The organism is Virgibacillus aidingensis, assembly GCF_010994035.1.
Taxonomy (GTDB): Bacteria; Bacillota; Bacilli; order Bacillales; family Amphibacillaceae; genus Virgibacillus_N.
In genome coordinates, this window is sequence record NZ_WIXN01000008.1 from 146646 (window position 1) to 163704 (window position 17059).

At 40.0% G+C, this 17059-nt stretch carries 23 protein-coding genes and 1 pseudogene; 5 read left to right on the forward strand and 19 right to left on the reverse strand.

Annotated elements, in window-relative coordinates; translation table 11 throughout:
• Positions 1 to 462: 462 nt before the first annotated feature.
• The gene (locus GHD25_RS08965; RefSeq protein ID WP_164216047.1) at positions 463 to 930 is read right to left on the reverse strand and encodes an SRPBCC family protein; all 468 of its coding nucleotides are present in this window, start codon (positions 928 to 930) and stop codon (positions 463 to 465) included.
• A gap of 253 nt (positions 931 to 1183) precedes the next feature.
• Here GHD25_RS08965 and GHD25_RS08970 point away from each other — a divergent pair, with 253 nt between their 5' ends.
• From GHD25_RS08970 to GHD25_RS08985, 4 genes are all read left to right on the forward strand, one after another.
• Positions 1184 to 1864, forward strand: coding sequence for a response regulator transcription factor (locus GHD25_RS08970; RefSeq protein ID WP_164216048.1), 681 nt, complete (start codon positions 1184 to 1186; stop codon positions 1862 to 1864).
• A 95-nt stretch (positions 1865 to 1959) separates the two neighbouring features.
• Entirely contained in the window at positions 1960 to 2874 is a 915-nt protein-coding gene (locus tag GHD25_RS08975) for an ATP-binding cassette domain-containing protein (protein ID WP_164216049.1), read from the forward strand.
• A complete protein-coding gene (locus tag GHD25_RS08980; RefSeq protein ID WP_164216050.1) occupies positions 2871 to 3590 on the forward strand; it encodes an ABC transporter permease in 720 nt (239 codons plus the stop codon). Before GHD25_RS08975 ends, GHD25_RS08980 begins: the two co-directional genes overlap by 4 nt.
• Before the next feature lie 13 nt (positions 3591 to 3603).
• Positions 3604 to 4518: a sensor histidine kinase gene (locus GHD25_RS08985; protein ID WP_462943524.1), complete on the forward strand. Its 915-nt coding sequence runs from the start codon at positions 3604 to 3606 to the stop codon at positions 4516 to 4518.
• Positions 4519 to 4609: 91 nt separating this feature from the next.
• On the opposite strand, the gene GHD25_RS08990 is transcribed toward GHD25_RS08985, so the two are convergent.
• Positions 4610 to 5494 (reverse strand): nuclease-related domain-containing protein, encoded by an 885-nt coding sequence (locus GHD25_RS08990; protein ID WP_240452286.1) that lies wholly within the window; start codon positions 5492 to 5494, stop codon positions 4610 to 4612.
• Between GHD25_RS08990 and GHD25_RS19950 the strand changes: the two genes are divergently transcribed.
• Entirely contained in the window at positions 5431 to 5568 is a 138-nt protein-coding gene (locus tag GHD25_RS19950; RefSeq protein WP_240452287.1) for a hypothetical protein, read from the forward strand. The genes GHD25_RS08990 and GHD25_RS19950 overlap by 64 nt on opposite strands.
• Before the next feature lie 452 nt (positions 5569 to 6020).
• On the opposite strand, the gene GHD25_RS08995 is transcribed toward GHD25_RS19950, so the two are convergent.
• The 17 genes and pseudogenes from GHD25_RS08995 to GHD25_RS09070 all read right to left on the reverse strand — a co-directional run bounded on the left by GHD25_RS08995 (position 6021) and on the right by GHD25_RS09070 (position 17025).
• Complete coding sequence (locus GHD25_RS08995; protein WP_164216053.1) at positions 6021 to 6575, reverse strand: SLOG family protein; 555 nt, start codon at positions 6573 to 6575, stop codon at positions 6021 to 6023.
• A 74-nt stretch (positions 6576 to 6649) separates the two neighbouring features.
• Positions 6650 to 7141: a CotD family spore coat protein gene (locus GHD25_RS09000; protein ID WP_164216054.1), complete on the reverse strand. Its 492-nt coding sequence runs from the start codon at positions 7139 to 7141 to the stop codon at positions 6650 to 6652.
• A 120-nt stretch (positions 7142 to 7261) separates the two neighbouring features.
• Positions 7262 to 8038 (reverse strand): ABC transporter permease, encoded by a 777-nt coding sequence (locus tag GHD25_RS09005; protein ID WP_164216055.1) that lies wholly within the window; start codon positions 8036 to 8038, stop codon positions 7262 to 7264.
• Positions 8013 to 8999, reverse strand: coding sequence for an ABC transporter ATP-binding protein (locus GHD25_RS09010; protein ID WP_164216056.1), 987 nt, complete (start codon positions 8997 to 8999; stop codon positions 8013 to 8015). The genes GHD25_RS09005 and GHD25_RS09010 overlap by 26 nt, the downstream gene beginning before the upstream one ends.
• 89 nt (positions 9000 to 9088) lie before the next feature.
• Entirely contained in the window at positions 9089 to 9448 is a 360-nt protein-coding gene (locus tag GHD25_RS09015; protein ID WP_164216057.1) for a DUF4260 domain-containing protein, read from the reverse strand.
• 78 nt (positions 9449 to 9526) lie between these two features.
• Complete coding sequence (locus GHD25_RS09020) at positions 9527 to 10060, reverse strand: DUF4269 domain-containing protein (RefSeq protein ID WP_164216058.1); 534 nt, start codon at positions 10058 to 10060, stop codon at positions 9527 to 9529.
• 77 nt (positions 10061 to 10137) lie between these two features.
• A complete protein-coding gene (locus tag GHD25_RS09025; RefSeq protein WP_164216059.1) occupies positions 10138 to 10926 on the reverse strand; it encodes an MBL fold metallo-hydrolase in 789 nt (262 codons plus the stop codon).
• 52 nt (positions 10927 to 10978) lie between these two features.
• Complete coding sequence (gene mscL / locus GHD25_RS09030) at positions 10979 to 11368, reverse strand: large conductance mechanosensitive channel protein MscL (protein ID WP_164216060.1); 390 nt, start codon at positions 11366 to 11368, stop codon at positions 10979 to 10981.
• 166 nt (positions 11369 to 11534) lie between these two features.
• A complete protein-coding gene (locus GHD25_RS09035; protein WP_164216061.1) occupies positions 11535 to 11687 on the reverse strand; it encodes a small acid-soluble spore protein P in 153 nt (50 codons plus the stop codon).
• Between the two features lie 188 nt (positions 11688 to 11875).
• Positions 11876 to 12139, reverse strand: a complete 264-nt coding sequence (locus tag GHD25_RS09040) for a helix-turn-helix domain-containing protein (RefSeq protein ID WP_164216062.1) — start codon at positions 12137 to 12139, stop codon at positions 11876 to 11878.
• A pseudogene (locus GHD25_RS20390) lies at positions 12140 to 12283 on the reverse strand (AAA-type ATPase lid domain-containing protein); the annotation flags it as partial.
• Positions 12265 to 12540: a hypothetical protein gene (locus GHD25_RS09045; RefSeq protein WP_164216063.1), complete on the reverse strand. Its 276-nt coding sequence runs from the start codon at positions 12538 to 12540 to the stop codon at positions 12265 to 12267. The pseudogene GHD25_RS20390 and the gene GHD25_RS09045, both read right to left, overlap by 19 nt.
• Positions 12541 to 12718: 178 nt before the next feature.
• The gene (gene lysA, locus GHD25_RS09050) at positions 12719 to 14050 is read right to left on the reverse strand and encodes a diaminopimelate decarboxylase (RefSeq protein ID WP_164216095.1); all 1332 of its coding nucleotides are present in this window, start codon (positions 14048 to 14050) and stop codon (positions 12719 to 12721) included.
• A gap of 17 nt (positions 14051 to 14067) precedes the next feature.
• Positions 14068 to 14325 (reverse strand): (2Fe-2S)-binding protein, encoded by a 258-nt coding sequence (locus GHD25_RS09055; protein ID WP_164216064.1) that lies wholly within the window; start codon positions 14323 to 14325, stop codon positions 14068 to 14070.
• Positions 14318 to 15532: an NAD(P)/FAD-dependent oxidoreductase gene (locus GHD25_RS09060; RefSeq protein ID WP_164216065.1), complete on the reverse strand. Its 1215-nt coding sequence runs from the start codon at positions 15530 to 15532 to the stop codon at positions 14318 to 14320. The genes GHD25_RS09055 and GHD25_RS09060 overlap by 8 nt, the downstream gene beginning before the upstream one ends.
• Positions 15522 to 15842: a (2Fe-2S)-binding protein gene (locus GHD25_RS09065; RefSeq protein ID WP_164216066.1), complete on the reverse strand. Its 321-nt coding sequence runs from the start codon at positions 15840 to 15842 to the stop codon at positions 15522 to 15524. Before GHD25_RS09065 ends, GHD25_RS09060 begins: the two co-directional genes overlap by 11 nt.
• Before the next feature lie 34 nt (positions 15843 to 15876).
• Positions 15877 to 17025 (reverse strand): NAD(P)/FAD-dependent oxidoreductase, encoded by a 1149-nt coding sequence (locus GHD25_RS09070; RefSeq protein WP_164216067.1) that lies wholly within the window; start codon positions 17023 to 17025, stop codon positions 15877 to 15879.
• Positions 17026 to 17059: the final 34 nt, after the last annotated feature.

Sequence of the window (17059 nt, forward strand, 5' to 3'; positions counted from 1 at the left end):
TATTAAGTATAGATAAACTTTCCCATAGTAATTAGTAATTATTGGGGGTAAAATTTCAAATGAATTGCAGTTGTAAGTAAAATGAAATAAATATTCTGGCTGGTTTAAATTTTTGTATAAAAATTTTAGTAGAATGGTATACTTACATGTTTACAGTTTATAAATTTCATTGCATTCGGAAATTCAATAATTCAATTGATGGAAATTTCAACTACGCAAAAGATGTAGTAGGTTGCGAATACGGTCAAAACACAAAGGTCAGGGAACTGTCAGAACTTAAAAGTGGTTATCGATTAATTTCAAAATAATCATGCTTAAATTGTTCCCCTATTTCCACCAAGTTCAGTCTTTAAGTTTCAAGCACAGGAAACGCTTCCATTTTGTTTCATCCCTTCAGATATAGATGTTTCTTTAATTTCTCTTTTTAAAGAAATTATCCTGGTGATCTTGGTTAGATGATGTTTAGGAACGTTTTCTTCTAAAATAAGCTTCCAATTGTATTTTACGGTATGAAAAGATACCTTCAAGGCGCTTCCGGACAAAGAGCCGATGGGCTATACGGCCAATAATTGAGAATGGCATTACATAATGAACCGTGTCCTGCAGCTCGACACCATCTCTATTTTCAATCAGGCGATGCTGATGGTGCCAAAACCGAAAAGGGCCAAAACGCTGTTCATCAATGAAATATTTTCCTTCTTTAATATGTGTTATTTCAGTAACCCATTGCAGATGCCATTTTGGAAAAGGTTCAATCTGATAGCGAACGATCATGCCTTCATACATACGCTTTGGCAGATCATGCATTGGCTTCAGGGACATATCATCAGACGTGATACCTTCCAGTTGACTTGGGTCGGAAAAGAATGTCCAGGCTTCTTCCTTAGAGATTGGCAGCTGCTGTTTGCTGTTTAATACGTATATTTTCATTTATAGCACCTTCTGCTTAATTACTGGTGAGTTAAAATAAATAAGGATGATAGATGGAGTAGCAAGCTTAATATTTAAAGTTATGAGAACTGCCTTGCTTCCCCAATGGGTGTATTTGGCATTATACACGAGGAAATATACACGTTCAAAAAAGTTACAATGCATTATTTTTATTCTCCTCGCATCTTATTAAACAAAATTCGGTTATAATCAATATATAATAGAGTATTTTTTCAAAAGCCGGGTGATAAAAATGGGGGAAAATAAAAGAATTTTAATCATTGAAGATGATCAGGAAATTAGTAAATTACTGACCGTAATTTTAACAAAATCAGGCATGGATTCGGTTGTGGCTTATTCAGGTACGGAAGGGATCCTGCAGCTGCAAAACAATCACTACGATTTAATATTATTGGATCTCATGTTACCAGGTATGAGCGGGGAAGAATTAATAAAACAGGTCAGGGAAGAAAGCGCAATTCCTATTATTGTGGTTTCAGCCAAAATTGATATAGAAGATAAAGTACATGTATTGAAAATGGGTGCAGACGATTATATAACCAAGCCCTTTAATCAAAAAGAGGTAATAGCCAGAGTTGAAGTTCAATTACGAAAATCAAGTCCCCATCCCGTGCGTTCGGCTGAGAAAGTGTGGCGCGGACTGAAAATTAATCCGGAAAAATTATCTGTAACATTGGAAAACAAAGTATTGCATCTAACAAATGCAGAGTTTGATATTCTGTCCTTATTTGTCAGCCATCCGGAGCGTGCTTTTTCCAAAAGGGAGATTTATGAAAGAATCTGGAAAGGGACTTACTTGGGCGACGACAATACCATTAGTGTTCATGTCTCAAACCTTCGTAAAAAAATAGCCAGCATCACTTCTGATGAGTATATAAAGACAATTTGGGGAGTTGGCTTTATGCTCGTTTAATTTCTTTATGATTTCTTTATGTTTTGTTTAAAGGATATTAAAGACATCTAAGCTAAACTAAAAGCATCAAGCTATTTAGCGAAGGAGTCAACAAGATGTATACCATTATTCAAACGTACCAATTGAAGAAAAACTTTAAAAAGGATGAAGTGATCAAGCCCCTTGATTTCTCATTAAGGAAGGGTGAAATCTGTGCATTAATTGGTAAAAATGGCGCTGGCAAGTCAACAATATTTAAAATGCTTGCGGGACAATTGTTTCCAACTTCGGGAGACATTCAATTATTCGGCAAATCAGGCAGGGAAATAAGTCAAGCAAGAAAAAGAATGGGTTTCATGATAGAGACCCCTGAGTTTTTCCCTGATTTTACTGCAGCGAAAAACCTGGAGTATTTTCGAATTCAACGCGGTGTAGCCGAGAAGGAACGTATTGATGAGGTTTTGCAGATTGTTGGTTTGGCGAATGAAAAGAAGAAACGGTTTAAAGACTATTCCACGGGTATGAAGCAGCGGTTAGGTATTGCCCTGTGTCTCCTGGGGAGTCCGGATTGTTTGGTGCTGGATGAGCCAATCAATGGGTTGGATGCTGAAGGAATTAGGGAGATACGTAAGTTATTATTGAAGCTGAACAAGGAGAATCAAATAACGATTCTAGTATCCAGTCATATTTTAACCGAACTGCAATTACTTGCTACACGGTTTGTATTCATCAAGAATGGTGTAATTGTCGATGATGTAAGCAAAGAGGCCTTGGATGAAAAAAGCAGGAAACAAATGCTGTTCAAAGTGAATGATGCAGCAAAATCTGCACAATTGTTAGAGCAAGCGTATCGTGATATTCATTATAAAATCCTTCCAGATCAAATAATCACTATCCAAAATCATGTAGAGGATGGCGGCGAAATCAATCGCCTCTTCATCGATAACGGCGTGTTGGTGATGGAGTTTCGTATAGAAACGCTGAACTTAGAAGACTACTTCTTAGGATTAGTGGAGGGATATGAATCATGATTAATTATATGAAAAGTGAAAGTTATCGGTTGTTACGCAAAAAAAGTCTTCATACGACAAGTGTAATTTGTTTATTGTTAATTGCCGCGGCAGCTGCTATTTTGTACTATTCACAACAGCAGGACCCGGATTTCCCTTATGCAACCAGCATGTTTTTTTATTCAAACGTAATTAGCGGTGCATTATTAATTATGATTGTAGGATTACTCTTTAATTCCGCTCTCACAGGAAAGGATACGTCACTAATTAAACAATCTGTATCCTTTGGCATCTCCCGGAATACGATCTTTTGGTCCAAGCTAATTCTTACTTTAAGTTACTTTCTGTTAATCTGTGTAATTGGTATAATTTTAACGATTGCATTAGGAGAAACCCTTTTGGCTAGTGGAGAACAATCAGTCAGGAATTTCCTGATAGCTGCATCAAACATGGTACCGATTGTGCTCAGTGGATTTTTTATTATTCATGTGCTGAAAATGCTTAAAGTCAGTGAAGTGTATATTATCATCTTGTTTCTATTCCTTTATATTTTTTCAGGTAATTTATTATATATGCTATTCGATTACACGCCAAGTACACTTTTAAACGATAACTTGATGAGCTTTATGAATGGTGCTGCACAATTTGATTATCGTCATTGGCTTACTGGTATCGTGATTTCAGTGATTTCTTTACTGGCAGGGCAGAATAGATTTGCCAAACAAAATATTGATTGATGAGAAGGGATGTATGGAAGTGAGCAGCTGGTTGATCATTATTTTTTTAAGTTTCCTGTTAATTGTCAGTGTTGGAATGCTCCTGCTTTTCCATTGGGATATTAGAAGAATGACGAAACAATTAGAGGAAATCATTGAAAACTTCGGCACAAATGAATTGGTTCGCACAAATACGCATAGTAAAACCCTTAGCCGATTTGTCACGAAAATCAACCAGCTCATTCATTTATTTAAGCAAGATCAACAGCACACGCAAAAAAGAGAAAAACAACTAAAGCAAGAAATAACAAATATCTCTCATGATCTAAGAACGCCTTTAACATCAATGAAAGGATTTTCGGAACTGTTACACGATCCCTCTTTATCTGAGGAAGAAAAGAGAGAGTTTTTAACTATTATTCAAAAGAAAATTGACAATCTCACCATGATGGCCGACTTATTCTATGAGTTCTCACAAATTGACTCATTAGACAAACAACTGGTCATGGAAAAGCAGCTTTTAGATCAAATTATCGCAGATGCTATGCTAATGTTCTACAATGATTTTGAAAAAAGAGAGTTAAAGATACATGTAGATGAAACTGCAGTGTCTCCTGTTTTTGCTGACAGGAAGGCAACAAATCGAATTGTGACAAACATTATCCAAAATGGGCTGCGGTATGCTAAAAGCTATGTAAACATTCATTTGATGGAAGAAGATGAATATGTCCGGTTAAGGGCCGTCAATGATGTGAGTGAGTTTGAGCGTAATGATCTTCAACGAATTTTTGATCGAACATTTAGAATGGATACAAGCCGAACCGGCGGACAGCTCGGACTGGGCCTGCATATTGTTGCTCAACTGATCAGCAAGCAAGATGGTAAAGCTGTTGCCGATATACATGGGGATGAGTTTAAGATTGACGTGTTGTTCAGGAAATGGGATTAGGCAGGAGAAATACGGGAGGACCAGGAACATAAGTATTTAATTTGCTCGATAAAGAACTTTGAATAACATGTTTAATTTTATAAAATTACTGTTATTCATTCAACAGCTTTCTGAAGTCCAGCTTATATTTCCTGCCGCTTTTCACACCAAACTGCTCAACACATTCTTTCTGCAATAGTCTTTTAGCAACATATAGGGATTCCAGCTGCAGCAGCTCTCTCGCCTGCCGATTATTAATATAATCACTTATTAATAATGCATAATCACTTAAAGCATGTTTATGTGCTGTTTTAGATACTTTATGACAATGCTCACAAAACCATTTTGCCTTGTGCCACCTCATTGGCATACTTTTGCATTTTGGGCATATAACTCCTTTTCTAAGTTCTTCAAAGTATACATCATATTTCTCCATCACCTTTTCTTCTTTTGGGGTATGTGCAGAGGTTAATTGATATGAAAGCTCCATTAATTGATTTTCTGTGAGACATTTTGAAGTATGTGTTGCAGCAAATTCATCAATTTTACTCAGTATTTTTTCTTTGTGCATAACCTTTTCCGATAATGATTTATCATTTGATTGATTTTTAAGGAGCATTTTGGGGTTCGTATATACAACAATTTTCTCAATGGGGATAGTGGGGAATTTAAATTGACGGATCCAGCGCAGCAATCTCAAATGCTGTAAATTCACTTGATCAACAGGGTTCGTATAAGCTTGTTCTTTTTCATTTTCGATTCGGATTGTCTGCCCCATGTCATTATATATTACATGATCTTTCATATTTTTGGCTTCTATAATAAGCATGAAATTAGTGGAGAGAATAAGTGTATCCATTTGGAAAGATCCGCTGGCGTCACTGAGTCGTAAATAATAAAAAATGAGGTATTGCTCATCAAGGAGGAAACTTAATGGAAAATCGAGGGCTAATTCACCGTTGTACCCAGCCCGAAGGCTTCGTGCCTTATTTTCCAGGATTCCTTTTTTTGGATGATACGGAGGCAATCTCCTTTCTAGAGCTTCTGTTTGGAGAATATATTTGGGGATGATAAGAGGTTGTATTATCAACGCTTCACACCTTTCCATTTGAATTTATCATTCATTATTTTTATTCGACATTTTTATATAAACTCCTGCTAAATATGATTAAATTGATTAAATAAAGCTTGTTTCATTTTCATAAATATGAACTTCGGTAATAATTTTGTGAACTTTGGCGATTTAGCTGTGAACTTTGGCACTTTCATTGTGAACTTTGGCATTTTAATGAACCGGCACTCATTATGGTAACTTGACGATATAGATCTCCAGTTGTTCCTCCTTTTTTTACATTAAACCCAATCTTTTTGTGAACTTCGGCGTTTTAATTGTGAACTTTGGCATTTTCATTATGAACTTTGGCATTCTTATTGTGAACTTTGGCACTTTCACTGTGAACTTCGGCATTTTAATGAACCGGCACTCTTCAAATACTGCCTTACCAGCAGCGCCATACCCCGCCCTAATCCCAATAATCCGGATCACTCATCCGAACTTCTTCTACGACATCATCCAAATCTGCTGGCGTAATAGTATAAATAGGGTAATTGCCGCCGGCTCCTTTAGCCGCTTCATGAAAATATCGGTTACTGCCTGGAAACTCCTCGTCCATGAGCAGAAGACAGCCATCACTTTTATCGGCAAGCCACATATTTTTCGCCTTAAATTGAAATGCCCCCCTGTATTCTCCCTGATAAATCGGCTTATAAAAATCACACACAGCAATGATTCCCTCATACTTTTCCTGCAGGGCTTCAGGCCAGCGGCTTGCCTGGTTTTCAAATGGCGGAAAAATCCCGAGGTTTACCGGGTAGGTTTCCTTCATATCCAATACCACTTCTGCTGTCCATAATTCCACTCCCATTTGCCCGGAGATCAGCACCCATTCCAGCCCTTCTTCCGCAAATTCTACAAGCCGTTTTTCCAAGGCTGCCTTAATAAAGGTAATTCGGGGGTCGTCCTCTTTAAATATATTTAATTCCATTGGTTTATATCCTGTCACCGTTAAAATTCTCATATGTAAGCGGCACCTTCCATTGATAAGATCGAAAATAAAGAGCTGACATACAGCATGCCAGCTCTCCCTATAAGTTAACACCATTTGTCTTTTTTATTCCAATGTTTCGCTCCATGCTGATGGTGGTGATGACCATGACCATGTCCATAGCCAGGCTGAGTAGCTCCTGCTACCTGGCCGCCGCCATAGCCAGCTCCCATGCCAGCTCCATATCCTGCTCCGTAGCCCGGAGCCATTGCACCGGCAACTTGGCCACCGCCTGCTCCCATGCCGGGTCCGAATCCTGGTGTCATTGCTCCAGCTACCTGACCGCCAGGCCCCATTCCCTGTTGAGGCGGTGTCTGGAAAGAACCTCCATACACATCTACACTGTTTGCTGTATTCTGAACAGATGTAGAATGCGGGAATACATGTTTATTTACCTGCGTATGATGATTCATGACAGTTGTATGAGAAGGATGAATATGCTCCACTTCACTTTGCGTACAGTGCTGGACACAATTATGCTTTGTTGGATGAACTACTTGTTGTTTAGGGCAGCCGCAACCTTTATGAAAATGTCCCATTTAACAATCCCCTTTCCATTTTGATTACACTAATAACCTATGGTAAGAGGCCAGAGATTGTATAAGACAGTTACCTATTTTAATAAAAATAACTATACGTACTGTCTTTGAAGGCAAAAATCAATAATGTGCCATTAATCCTTTACTCATTGCCACCCGTTCACAATAGAAGAAAATGCCAAGCCCAAGCAGCAAATAAAATATGGCATTAAAACCAAGAATCAAAAAATCACCAGCAGGGATTTGGGTTAATGTCACACCATTAATCATAATATCACGAACAAGGTCAACCCCTTTTACAAATGGCAGATACGCCAATAAAGGGGAGAGACTCAGTGGAACAAATGTCAGTGCAGCCAGTATAAACTGCAAAATCTGCAAGAAGGCCTGCACCTGTTTTAATACAATCGAGATCCCGGCGATGATGAAGCCCATCCCAAACATGCTGATTAATGTAAGTATTAATACAGGAATAATGGAAACTATATCAATATTTAACCATTGACCTGTCGTAAACATGGATAAATACAACAAGAAGACAATCATGACAGCATACAGTAAAGTAGTTGCAATTAAACGGGAGGTCATAATACGCCATATCCCCATCGGTGACATGTTCAGCTGCTCCAGTGTTCCCCGCATTGCTTCATTAATGACTTCCCAGCCAATGCTGTTTATAATCATAAAGGCCAGAAACCAGAAAATATAATTAACGATGACGTGTTGGGTGTTGATATCCTGAGAACCTGGATCCCCGATAACCTGGATGCCAAGGAACATTCCAAGGAAAATAAAATAAAAGGTAAACAGCATGGCCAGGGTATTGGGAAGATAGCGTTTTAATTCAATATATTCTTTTCTCGTATTAGCTTTAAGAAGATTGAGCCAGCGAACCATGTGTTTCTCCCCCCTTTAAAATTTTCATGAATATTTGCTCAAAATTAACCGTACTTCTGTCAAAGGACTCAACCGGTATGTGATTCAATTTCAGCACGTTAAATAAGTCATAAATATCTTCACTTTTGGCAAGATCGATTTCCAAAGTAGATTGAACCGTATCCGGCGTATATACAACGTGCGGAAATTTTTGATGCATCAGCTGCTGCTGTTCCTCCGTCAAAAGTCCGCCGAGCGTAATGGTATAAGAACGCACTTCAAATAACTTTAATAAATTCTCTACTTTATCGTCCGTAATTATCTTTCCTTCATTAATAATAACCGTCCGCCCGCAAAGATCTTGTACGACATCCATATCATGAGAACTGATGATGATTGTCCGATTCTCATCCCGTACAATATTTTTTAAAATTTCCCTGACCTCGTAGCCCGTTTCCACATCCAGGCCAAGTGTCGGCTCATCCAGTAAAATCACTTCACTTTCGGCAAGCATCGCAACTGCAATCGCCAGCTTCTGCTGCATCCCGCGGGAAAGGCGATTGACCAGTTCATTTTCTTTTTCCTTTAAATTAAATTGCACCAGCAGTTCATCGATCCGCACAGCCACATCTTTTCTTGAAAAACCCCGATTTCCTGCAAAATATTCAAGATTTTCCCGAACCGTCAACCGCCAATATAAATTTCGGTTTCCTTCCAGTACAGCGCTTATATGCCGAAGCCCGTGCAACCTTTTTTTTCTCATATCAATGCCGTTCACCTGAATGGATCCTGAGTCCGGAATCAATAGCCCGCAGAGCATTTTGATGGTCGTTGTCTTTCCGGCACCATTGGGACCAAGCAGTCCCAGTATTTCTCCACGATGTACATGAAACGAGACATCACTCACTGCATGTATGTACTCTCTGGTTTTCCTTTTTTTGTACGTTTTTTTCAAATTCTTCACTTCAATAATGCTTTCCATTCACTTCATCCTCTCCTTGAACATTCAAATTTATTTTATAATGTTTATCATAACTTAACTACAAACCGAAGTACGAAAATCCCTCCGCCTCAAGATGGAGATGATATGCGCTGCAAATGGGTGTCTTTAAAACCGGTGTGATATTTAAGACCATATCCCACTGATCGATCCAAACCAATATGCGCTGTCCAGATTAAGCCAATTGCCAATAATACCTGGATCGAGAACAGTAAGCTGATTGCGATAAAAATCAAGGGCAGCACGTATGTATGAAAAATATTATAAACGAAAGCACCAATGCTATTGTTGGCCAGATATCCCAGCATGGAAAGGTCTGGTGCAAACAATAACAGGATAAACAGCAACCAGCCATAATCGGTGAGGGAATAAAAATAAATGCATAAAAGCAAAACAGTCAATCCTTCCAGGTGAATCAATAATTTAGGCATTGTCATTCATTCCTTTTTTTAAATTTTAGACAATTAATCATACGAAAAAACGAGGGAAAGGTTCCCCCGCAGAATTATTTAATCTATAATACCCTTGTTTTTGCCAAATACGACAAGATTCTCATAAGGATCTCCGGGTATTCCCAGCACCTTACAGAAGGCCGGCTCCGTTTTATATCCCCTTTTTTTCAGCTGGATCACTTTTTCTTTTAGCTTGGGATTTTCTTTCAATAATGCCCCTTCAATCACCATATGTAAATAGGCATGTTGACTAAGTACAGGCTGGGATTGGCCGAAAAGTTCAAATTCAAACCCGTCGTAAACAAAATTTGCCTTAACCACTTTTCGTCCCCTGATATTGGTATGCTTCAACTGAAAGTTATCTTGTTTACTATATAATTCCCTGATTATCTTCTCAAACGCGGAAAAATCATCCACTTCCATGATGATATCGAGATCAGAGGTATCAACATCAATGCCAATGGGAACAGTTCCACAAAGTATTGGGGTAAATTCCTTCAGGTCGTTCATAAGGTTTAAAGCTTGGATGGCCTGATATGCTCTTTTTTGTTTATTATTTCCTTCTACTGAATAATTTACGGCTTGAAACATAGCTTGGTCACCATTTCTTTCTTTATAAGTACTCCAAGGAAGTTTGGGTAAGAGTAAAGCTGATTTTCATACAACAATTAAAACTTAACAGCAAATCTTCCGAAAGTATGCAGGCCGCTTCCGTGCCTGATTGCGTTTTTTTCCCGCAGCTCCTTCACTGCCTCCTTTACATCCTCCAAAATATGAATATCGAGCCCTAACTGATTATGCGAACCGTATATTTTTTTCAAACCGCTCAAATTGGCAATCCGTTCCAGAGAATCAACTAAATCAACAGGATTTGTTGTTGGATAAAACGCGTAAACCGGCGTCCCAGTGTATAGTAAATCACCGGTGAAAAGATATCCGGAATTCTCATCGAGAATACATACATGCCCCGGGGAGTGGCCGGGCGTGTGTAAAATCGTTAACGGACGATTTCCGGGATTTATGATATCCCTATCCTTCATCGTTTCAGATGGATGACCCTGAAAAGGGGTATAGGAAGCAGGATCAAAGGATGCTGGTGTGGGAAGCGTTATATCCCGCCCGATATCTTTACGAATTTGTTCAATCGGCAGGCCTTTAATCCCATTAATAAGCCAATCTTTTTCAAGTTCATGAACATAAATTTCATCAAACTTACCATGACAGCCAATATGATCTATATGGACATGTGTGGTAATCACGGTAATTGGCAAATCCGTCAGCTGATCGGTAATTCTTTTAATGTTATCGATTCCCAATCCTGTATCAATCAGCGCCGCTTTCTCACTGCCCAGCAATAAAAAAGAATGAACCTTTTCCCAATGTCCATATTCACTAATGGCGAAGGTTGTTTCATCTATTCTCTCTACTGTGAACCAAGGATCAGTTATGAAAGTCATATTAATTCTCCTCCTGCATATTTTTATATAGCTGCAAAATAAAGACAATCCCTTATCTTTTATTCTGTGCCTTAAGTAAATCCCTGATTTCCGTAAGCAGCTCGAGTTGAAGATCAGCTTCTTCCTCCTCTTCCTCTACTCTCTCTTCTTCTTTTTTGCGCTTAAATTTCATGAGTAATCGGATGAACAGGAATATGGAAAAAGAAATAACAATAAAATCAAACACGGACTGGAGAAATACGCCATATGTAATTTCGGAGCTCCCGACAGTGTATGATAATCCCGTAAAATTCACACCATTCAGCAGAACTCCTACAATGGGTGTAATGATATTTTCCACCAAAGAATTTACAATGGATCCAAACGCAGCTCCGATGACCACCGCGACCGCCAAGTCCATCACATTTCCCTGAAAAGCAAACTCCTTAAAATCCTTCCACATAGGTAACTCTCTCCTTTTCATACATGTATATCGTTCATCATAGCAGATCGTATATGTCATTTGAACAAATTTTTTTATAGAAAACAGGCAAATGACGAAACAATCCCGTACCACAATTCACCGTAGTACGGGATAGGATGAGGAAGGACTATTTTATCGCCCGCTCCTACAAACCATGATGCGGATTATGATTTTGTCTGGAATGGTTTTTATTCTTTACTTTTTTAGATCCCTGCAATGGTTCACCATAGGGCTGCTGCGGACTTTGCGGCAAATCCGGATTCTTGTTTTGCTTTGGCCCCTTTGGACGATTTCCCATTATTGCCTCCTCCTTTCCGTTCGGGTATAGCATTTGGGAAAGCGGGGGCAATTATTCTTTTGTTACTGAAGGAAAAACAAGCTCATACAGGAGGACCCATTACAGCTTATTCAACAAACAGAAGAATTACTGTTGTGGTAATATCCATACGCCCCCAGGTATGATGAATCTCCAGTTTTATTTGCACATTATTCCAGTTTATAACTTCTGATTTTATTGTAAAGTGTTGAAATAGAAATTCCCAGAGAATGTGCTGCTTCCTTTTTCCCTTCTAAGGTCCTGCCATAATAATCCAATGTTTTTTTAATATAATTTTCTTCCACTTGGTTTAAAGACAAAAGAGAATCTGGATCCTCTCTTTCTTCCCTTTTGATGCCAACAGTATCCAGTGCTCTTTTTATATGTTTTTTCACCAAAGAATCCGGAATGACAGAGGACGTACTCTCGTTCATCAATCTCTCTAGAAAATTTTCGAGCTCCCTGATGTTCCCTGGCCAATCATGTTCTGCAAGTAAAGAAATTCCTTGATTCGTAAGCTCTATTGGGTTCAGTTCTATTCTTTGCCCTATGCTCTTTATTAAGGATTGAACCAGCAAAGGGATTGCCTTAACATTTGTGCTTCTTCAAAATATGCTTTTTCTTTTCCCGCGATAAAAATAATATCCATGCGCCGGTCGGCCAATTGCTCTCTGCGCTTTACTTGGATACTGCTATTATTGTTTGTTTGGTCGGAAAGCGGATCGATCCGGCCAACCAGAGAAATCATTCTTTTTTTATTCCAATCCATAATTTTATCCATCAGTTGTTTATGATAGCCAATGATAAGAATGGATAGAGGCAAATTCAATGTCATCTTATTTCCTCCTGCATATTTTATATTATGAAATATTATTATAATTTATATAATTTTAACATATGGAAATAAAAATGAACCCGCTTATTTACTCCTTTTAACACTTTGGAGTACAAAAGCGGGTGAAATTACTTGCAATAGACCAATTTGTTTAACTATATTTATTTTTACATCCTGATTACTTTGCAGATGTAAGGTCGGATTCTTTTCGAAGTGGGATATCCAGCCGTACGAGGTCCTCATAGGACTCACGTTTTACTACCAGTCTGCTCTTGCCTTTTTCCGCAAAAACAACTGGCGGTCTTGGTATTCGGTTATAATTATTCGCCATAGCGTATCCATAAGCTCCTGTACAGAAGACAGCCAAAATATCATCGGAATTCGGCTCCGGCAAAGGCAAATCCCAGATTAGCATGTCACCGGACTCACAGCATTTTCCTGCAATCGATACGACGTCATCTTTTTTGTCATGAACACGATTGGCAAGTACCCCTTCATATTTAGCATCATATAAAGCCGGCCTGATATTGTCATTCATACCGCCATCCACCGCAACATACTTCCTTACATCCGGCACTTCTTTTTTGGAGCCGACGGAATAGAGCGTAGTGCCCGCATCTCCTACCAACGACCTGCCAGGCTCAATCCAAATTTCCGGCATCGGCAGGGACAATCTCTCTGTTTCTTTTCTCATTTCCACTATCATTGCTTCCACATACTCCTCTGGAGGAAGCGGCTTGTCCTCTTCTGTATAGCGGATGCCAAAGCCTCCCCCAAGGTTAAGCACCCCGGCAGTAAAGCCGTATTTTTCCTTCCATGCTCCGAGTCTTTCCAAAATATTCTTTGCTGCAAGTACAAATCCATCAGTTTCAAAAATTTGGGAACCTATATGACAATGAATGCCCAGAAGATTTATATAATCACTTTCAAGCGAAAAAGCGAGTGCTTTTTCCGCCTGACCATTTTTCAAATCAAAACCGAATTTGGAATCTTCCTGTCCTGTAAGAATATAATCATGGGTATGTGCTTCTATGCCCGGTGTGACACGCAGCAATATATTAACTGACTGTTTTCTTTCCTGAAGCAGGTGATCAAGCATATGAAGCTCATGAAAATTATCGACGACAATGCAGCCAATACCATGATCTAATGCCATTTTGAGTTCTTCTTCACTTTTATTGTTCCCATGAAAATGGATTTTCTCCATTGGAAATTCAGCAACGACAGCTGTGTAAAGTTCTCCGCCTGATACCACGTCAAGTGAAAGTGCTTCTTCATGAGCAAGCTGCAGCATAGCTACAGAGGAAAAAGCTTTACTTGCATAGGAGACCTGTGACTTTATGCCATGTTTATCAAACATCTTTTTAAAAGCCTTTGCCCTGTTTCTGATTAATTCTACATCATATACATATAATGGGCTGCCGTATTTTTCAACTAATTTCACAGTATCGCAGCCGCCGATCTCCAAATGTCCCTTTTCATTTACTTGAGCAGTTCCATGCAGGTACATACTTTCACTCCAATCCATTATCTTCGAATCATATCATCTAATAAAACAGGGCGGACAGGGGTCTGGGCACGCTGCTGCGGCGGCATTTTTTCTCCACCTGTTTTTGATTCCAGCATATCACGGATTACAGGCTGGCAAACCCTCCCCTGACAATATCCCATCCCGGCCCTGACTCTTTTTTTAATGCCGGGAACACTGGAAGCGCCTTCTTCTATTGCTTTCAGGATATCTGATAAGTAAACTCCTTCACATCTGCAAATAATCATATCATCCATGAGCGCTTTCCGCCTCCCAAATCTTATTCATTTTTATTCTGCCTTCTTCAATATCTGGTAAAAAGCGAAGGGGAGCTTTTTCCCTCGCATTGGTTACTTCGGTCATCGCCTCATCCACAGTGATGGCTGCCTGCTTCCCAAGTGACTGTAAAATAGAAGCCGCTGCGAGCCGTCCCTGTGCCATAGCAACTTTAGCACCTTCAATTCCGGTGATATTTCCTGCTACAAACAATCCACTTACTTTTGTCGTCATATCCGGACCGTGCAAAGGAACAGTTCCTCCCAGTTCGGGCATATCAACGAGTCTGCACCCGGCAGTCTGTGCCAAATCAATCAAAGGATAAAGTCCGTTCGATAAACATACTGTATCCACTTCCACGCTTTCCGTTTTACCCGCAGGTTTCCCGTCCACGGATACCGATTGAAGTGTAACTGCTTCTACATTTTTCTCCCCTTCAATCTTCACAATTGCTTTACGTAAATGGATTGGCACATTATTTACTTTTAAAAGGTTAAACCGTAATCCGCTTGCTGTCAACTTCGGGAAACGTTTAAGTGCAAATTTTCCCAGTTTGCGGACCAACAAATTTGGTGCAAGGCCGGCAACATCCTGAAGACGTTCCACTGTTTGCAAAGGGGTTTTATTTTTGCCTGTTACAGAAGACATGGGAGGAAGCGCCATTCCCGCTACATGAACCCCTGCATTTTTCAATTCTATCATGACAGATAAAGAAAGTGGATCTATCCCTGCCATCATCACCTTTTTTCCCACAGCGACATGATGCAGATTCGTAAAAGTCTGGGCTGCACCAACACTTATCACTCCAGGCAAGGTCCATCCGGGTACAGGCAAGGCTTTTTCAACAGAGCCGGTTGCCAATAGTAACACATTTGAAGTAATGGCCGGGAGGTCTCCACCTGCCATATCTACCCTCCATTTCCCGCTGACAGCCCATACGGTAACATTCATAAAAATATGCACACCTAGTGATCGTGCTTTCTCCTCAAGTTGATCTGCTTCCTTTTTACCGTCCCAGGTTCGTTGATCAGCTGGGGCATATGGGTCTTCATAGTACTGCCCCAGCAACCTCCCTCCAGGACGGTAATATTCATCAATAACAGCTGCAGATAAACCGTTCCGGGCAATTTCTACCGCAGCAGTTAAACCCGCCGGCCCTGCGCCTATAATTGCAACATCAACTTTCATCTTCCATATCTCCCTTTATCCCCGAAGCCTGACTGAACACTTTAGCTCCTTGTCTTGCTGGTGTTAAACATGTACGCACATTTGGTATCCCATCCACTTCAGCCCGGCATTCATAACAATGACCAATGCCGCAGAAAATACCGCGGTTTTCCCCGGTAATTTCACAGGTGCGGATGGTCTTGATTCCATTGGCAAGAAGAGAAGCCGCAATCGGCTCTCCCTTATAACCATTTAGTTTTTTATCATTAAAATAAAATTCTATTGTTTCTAATTTATTGCTTGAACTGTTCAAACGTAAAGTATTTGACAATAACCATTCACTCCCTACATATTTAAAAATACAGTTAAAATCGGCTTAATGAAAATGTATTGATATCCATACCGGAATTTTCCCCGCATACCATATGGGCCATTATTTTTCCTGAAATGGGAGCAAGCGCGACGCCGTCTCCTTCATGACCGGCAGCTATATAAACACCATCCATACCTTCCACCGGACCGAGAATCGGCATGCCGTCCGGTGTATAAGGTCTCAAACCGGTAAAAGCTCTAATAATCCGGGCTTTTGCCAATAAAGGAAAAGCACGGACTGCTGCTTCTCCTATTTTTCTGATTACCTCGGGATTTGTTTCGGTATTGTATCCGGTAAACTGACGGGAGCCGCCTATTAACAAAGATCCGCTATGGGTTTGTCCAATAGCCAGTCCTACTCCGAACGGGTCCGGATCTTCACTCTGATGGTTTCGTTTTAATTTGTTTGCAATATAAGCGGCACTTAATATGCCGGTATGCAGAAAGGAAGGCATTCTTTCCGACACAAGAATATGACCCTGCCTTGGAATGATCGGCACATCCACACCGAAAGGCTCGAATAGCTTGGGAGTCCATACCCCCATAGCCACAACAACCGCGTCAGCATATATTTTTTCTGTTGGTGTCTCTACGCCAATAACCCGGTTATTTTCTGTGAGAAGCCTTTTTACAGGGGTACCTAATTTAATTTTCGCTCCCCTACTTTTCGCCGCGTTTGCCATAGCAAATGAAACTTTCAGCGGATTCACTTCCGCATCCTCCTCCCACCAGGTGGAACCAATGAGGTCTTTGGATAATCCCGGCTGGCGTTCCTGTGCTTCCTTGCCGGTAATAAGTTTAACGTCTATTCCGGCTTTTTGCTGGCGTTCCACCATATGTTCCATCGCCGCCATCTCTTCCGGAGTTTCAATAATAATCATCCCGCCGCTCTTTCTGTATTCCAGTTCCGTTTCCAATTCTGCTTCCAATTCTTTATATAATGCTATACTTTCAATAGCAAGATCCAATGTCGGCCCCGGTTTTTTTGATTGAAGCATAATAGCACGATCACAGGCTCCCGAAGTGCCAGATGCTATATCTTTTGATTCTATAAGGGTGACTTCTGCTCCTGATTTTGTAAGATAGTAGGCGGTGGAAGCTCCTATGAGACCACCGCCAGCAACAACAACCTTATAACTCACATGCTGCCTCCTCATAAGTTAGTTATTTATAATA